Here is a 4641-nt window from a genome sequence, read left to right on the forward strand (position 1 = left end):
GAGTTGTACCAGAGTCGTTTTCCCGGCCCCGTTGGGACCGACGACGGCGGTGAATTCTCCTGCATGGATTTTCAGGGAGATCCCGGCCAGCACGGAGTGGCGATCGTAAGAAAAGTCAACGCGGTCAAACTCTAGAACCGGGGCATCGAGGTGGCGCACTGGGATCAGTCGCAACCCAGCGCGGTGGCGAAGGTTTCCGCCTGGGCGCGCAGCAGGGCCGGATATCCCTGATCCGCCTGGTCCTCGAGCACCACGTCGAGCGGGTAGATGTTGAGCAGCTCGGTGCCCGTTTCCCGGGCGACGGCTTCGGTGTCAGCGCGGCCATCGACCGGCTCCGCTAACAGGTACTCGAATCCGGTCTCTTCGATCTCACCGACGATTCCGGCCAGCTGGTTGCCGGACGCCCCGCCCTCGCCAGAGGTGAGGCTGTCCACCGCATGCTGGGTGTAGCCGTATGGTTCCAGCAGATACCCATAGGCGGCGTGGCTGACGATAGCTTCATTGAAGCGGCATTCTTGGCCGAGCAGCTCCTCTATCTCACTCTGTGTTCCCAGCAGTTCATCACTGACCCGTTCGGCGTTGACGCTGTATGTCTCGGCGTTGTGTGGATCGGCGGCCGCGAAGGCTTCTCCAGTCTGGGCAGCGACTTCCGCCATGATCGAGGGGTCAAACCACACGTGGGGATCGAACACAGCTTCTTCATGGGCATGATCGTCGTCATGGTCTCCGTGAGCGTGTGGATCTTCTGATGCCGCGAGAATCCGGTCATCACCGGCGATGGCGCTGGTATTGACGATTTCCCCTTCGGCGACGGCCGCGGCTTCCTCAACCTGGGTCTGGTAGCCGATATCACCCAGGTACAGTACGACGTCCGCCGTTTCGAGAGACTCTCGCTGCCCCGGTGTCAGCTCCAGGTCGTGAGCCTCAGCGCTGCCCGAGCCGAGGAACCTGATTTCGGCCTCGGGTGCGATCTCTTCGGCCACCCACGCCAATGGGTATACCGCTGCCACCGCGGTGATCGAGTCGCTGGCGGGTGCTCCCGGGCTGGACCCCTCGGCGGTGCCGCCGTTTCCATCACTGCCGCATCCGCCGAGAGCAAGAGTGAGAATGGCAAGGCACGGCAGAACGGGGCGCATGGAGAAGCTTCTTTCACAACGAATAGCTATTGATACTGATTCTCAACAGTACACGGGTGCGTGCCTGCGGTCCCTCTGCCTATAAGAGACCGGGCTGCAGTAGTGATGCCTAGCGCCATTGATCCCGCTGTTGCCGATTCCTTCCGAGGGCGATGGTGTTCGCCGTTGCTGGTAGCTACGTGTCATGGCCGCAGCAGGAGCAGCTCCTGTGAGTCTTGCCTGAGCGAATGCTCGGGTTCCCTGGGTCTCTCATTGGCCTTGACCCCGTTTGGTGGACACGGGGCTATGCGGCTTGAAGTGCTGCCGCGGTGTCGTTGCAGTGTTGCATCTCGAATCTGACGGGGCTGATCTGGCCGAGCGCGGAATGCCGGCGGCGGCGGTTGTACCTGTCTTCGATCCAGGCCCCGACGGCTCGTGCCGCGCCGGCTTTGGTGGGCCAGACCCGGCGGTAGTAGAACTCGGTCTTCAGCGTTGCGAAGAATGATTCGGCCATCGCGTTATCCCAGCAAACCCCGGTCCGGCCCATCGATCTGGTGATGGCGTTCGTCGCCGTGAACCGGGTGATCTGGTCAGAGGCGTATTGAGTTCCTCGGTCGGCGTGAAACACGACCTTGCCCGGTCGTTCACCACGCAGGACGATCGCCATCCGTAGGGCGTCCTCGACCAGGTCGGTGCGCATGTGATCGGCGATCGCCCATCCGATCACTCGACGAGAGTGGGCGTCGATCACGGTCGCGAGGTAGAGCCATCCTTCCCAGGTCCGCAGGTAGGTGATGTCACCGATCCAGACGGTGTTCAGGGCCCCGGTGTCCCATCGTCGCTTCACCGCATCCGGCGGGTAGGTGTCGCCTGGGTCGGTGACAGTGGTCGTCTTCCACTGCTTCGGGCAGACACCACGCAGGCCAAGCTTGCGCATCGCCTTCGCAACGGTCTTGCGCGAGATGATCTCGCCGTCCTCGCGGAGGTCGGCCAGAATCCGTGGTGTCCCGGAGACCTCGTCGGACTCGCCGTGAAACCAGGCGATCTTGGCCTCAATCCGCTCGCTGCGAACCGCCCGCGCTGAGGGCGGTCGCTTGGTCCAGGCGTAGTACCCCGACCTTGAAACACCGAGCAGCCGTGACATCCGAGTAATCGTTGAGTCGCTCTTCTCCGCGTGCATCAGCTCGAACGCAACACGTTCGTATCCGAGGCTTCCTGGGCGAAGAAGAGTGACTTAGATTCAGGGAGTCAACGCAACGGGGCTGGTGAAAGTAGGAGTGATGGGTCGTATCGGTCGTCCTGGGATGTCGGATGAGGACAAAACGCAGGTTTGGTTCCTATGGAGGGCTGGTGAGTCCATCAGCAGCATCGCCAGATCGCGCTCGAAGCCGCCTGGCTCGATCTACACGGTCCTGAAGCATCACGGCGGGATCGCCCCTGCGCTTCGTCGTCCCCGGCCTAGTCATCTCAGCGTGAACGAGCGAGAGCTGATCTCGCGTGGCTTGTCCGCCGGCGAATCGCTGAGGGCCATCGCGTGTAAGGTCCACCGGCCAGTGTCCACGGTGAGCCGGGAGGTCCACCGCAACGGTGGCCGCGAATCGTATCGAGCTGTGGCCGCACAACAGCGAGCGTTGGAGCAGTTGAGGCGGCCGAAGCTCTCAGCGTTGCAGGCCGACCCAGTTCTTTGTGCTGTGGTGATCGATCTATTGGGCCAGGAATGGTCGCCTGAGCAGATCGTGGGCCGGTTGCGGCTGCTGCATCCCGAAGACCCAGCGATGAGGATCAGCCACGAGAGTATCTATCGGGCGATCTACACCACCAGGTGGAACGTGATCCCTCAGCATATGTGCCGCAAGCTGCGCACGAGACGACCGATCCGCAAGAATAAGAAGAACACTGTCAAGGGGCAATGGCGTTCTCAGATCATCAACGCGCGCCCGATTGAGGATCGGCCCGCCGTAGCAGAGGGCCGCTCAGCGTTGGGCCACCAAGAGGGTGACCTGATCATCGGCGCGAAAGCCAGTCAGGTCGCCACACTCGTTGATCGAAAGTCTCGGTTCTTGACGATGGTGAAACTCCAGAGCAGGCACACCGCAGCCGTCATCCCCGCACTGACTGAGGCATATGCACGAATGGACACCCGGCTGCACGGGACGCTGACGTGGGATCGAGGCATGGAACTCGCCGGCCACGCTGAATTAGCCCAAGCGGCGCACATCGACGTGTTCTTCGCCGCGCCGCGCAGTCCCTGGCAGCGCGGGACCAACGAGAACACGAACAAACTGATGGACTGGTCCCCGAATGTTGGACTCTTAATTGAACGTTACGCGGTAGCGGGGTTGTGGGCGAGGTATTCGTCGGGGCTGAGGTAGCCGAGTCTTTGTTGGATGCGGGTGCTGTTCCACCAGTCCAGATACTCGGTCAGCCCGCTGTGGAAGTCCTCGATGGTGTTCGGTTGCTGGATCCGGAACCATTCCTCTTTGAGGTGGCTGAAGAACCCTTCCATGGAAGCGTTATCCAGGCAGGTGCCCTTGCGGGACATCGATTGAGTCAGTCCGGCGTCACGGAGTGTGTCCTGCCAGTGCGGGTGCCGATATTGGAATCCCTGGTCTGAGTGGACGAGGGGCCGCTCATCCGGGGCCAAACTCTTGATCGCGGCGTGGAGACCATCGGTGACCATTCTGACGCTCGGAGACGGACCTGCCATGACGGAGACAATCCGGTTGTCGTGAAGATCGAGGATTGGTGAGACGTAAACCTTGGCGGCACCGACCGTGAACTCGGTGACGTCGGTAGCCCACTTGGTGTGTCTGGTGGCGGTCTCAAACTGGCGGTTCAAGAGGTTTTCAGCCGTCTTGCCGACCTCGCCGCGGAAAGAGTTGTATCTGCGCCGGCGTCGTACCGGGCTTTGCAGTCCGAGCCCGCGCATGAGCTTCAGCACGGTCTTCTTCGACACTGTCCACCCCTGCCGCTGCAGCATGGCCAGCACACGTCGATGCCCGTATGCGCTGCGCGCCTGCGTGAAAGCCTGGCGGATGGCTTCTTTGAGCTTCTCATGCCGGTCCGGCCGGGTCAGCCGGGTGCGGTGGTCGTAGAACGTGGACCGGGGAAGCTTCGCCAACTCCAGCAAGAGCGGTAACCGGTGGTGGGCCTTGAGATCATCGACCGCTTGGACTTTCAGCGTCGTTGCTGGGATCTCAAGGCCCGCAATTTTCCCAGGTACGCCACCTCCGCACGCAGCCGCTCGTTTTCTCTGCGGAGCTGCTCGGCCTCACTCTCGGGAACAGGGTTCTCCCGAGTGACTGGTCGTCGGCCCCGTTTCTTCGGACGTAGCCCGTCCTCACCATCACGCCGGTAGATCTTCGCCCAGTTCGTGACGGTGCCGGGAGAGGGAAGGTCGTACTCCTTGGCCAGGACGCGTCCAGAGGCGCCCTGGAGATGACGGCGCACGATCAAGAGCTTGGTTTCGAGGTCGTACTGCTTCCGTTCTCGTGTCACAAGTGCACCTGAGCCGCCCCCTCTGTTA

At 61.9% G+C, this 4641-nt stretch carries 5 protein-coding genes and 1 pseudogene; 1 reads left to right on the forward strand and 5 read right to left on the reverse strand.

Features of this window, described 5'->3' with window-relative positions; genetic code table 11:
- The 3 genes and pseudogenes from BG28_RS16910 to BG28_RS13615 all read right to left on the reverse strand — a co-directional run.
- Positions 1-159: ATP-binding cassette domain-containing protein (locus BG28_RS16910; RefSeq protein WP_369797264.1), on the reverse strand; the 159-nt coding region annotated here is incomplete at its 3' end.
- Between the two features lie 5 nt (positions 160-164).
- Positions 165-1136 (reverse strand): metal ABC transporter substrate-binding protein, encoded by a 972-nt coding sequence (locus tag BG28_RS13610; protein ID WP_084479768.1) that lies wholly within the window; start codon positions 1134-1136, stop codon positions 165-167.
- A 283-nt stretch (positions 1137-1419) separates the two neighbouring features.
- Positions 1420-2304 (reverse strand): annotated as a pseudogene (locus BG28_RS13615) (IS3 family transposase); the annotation flags it as partial.
- Between the two features lie 115 nt (positions 2305-2419).
- Here BG28_RS13615 and BG28_RS13620 point away from each other — a divergent pair.
- The gene (locus BG28_RS13620; RefSeq protein WP_051501501.1) at positions 2420-3487 is read left to right on the forward strand and encodes an IS30 family transposase; all 1068 of its coding nucleotides are present in this window, start codon (positions 2420-2422) and stop codon (positions 3485-3487) included.
- On the opposite strand, the gene BG28_RS13625 is transcribed toward BG28_RS13620, so the two are convergent.
- A complete protein-coding gene (locus tag BG28_RS13625) occupies positions 3439-4245 on the reverse strand; it encodes an IS3 family transposase (RefSeq protein ID WP_235181132.1) in 807 nt (268 codons plus the stop codon). The genes BG28_RS13620 and BG28_RS13625 overlap by 49 nt on opposite strands.
- Before the next feature lie 47 nt (positions 4246-4292).
- Positions 4293-4641: helix-turn-helix domain-containing protein (locus BG28_RS15160; RefSeq protein WP_235181133.1), on the reverse strand; the 349-nt coding region annotated here is incomplete at its 5' end.

It is taken from the genome of Nesterenkonia sp. AN1 (assembly GCF_000582475.1).
GTDB lineage: Bacteria > Actinomycetota > Actinomycetes > Actinomycetales > Micrococcaceae > Nesterenkonia > Nesterenkonia aurantiaca.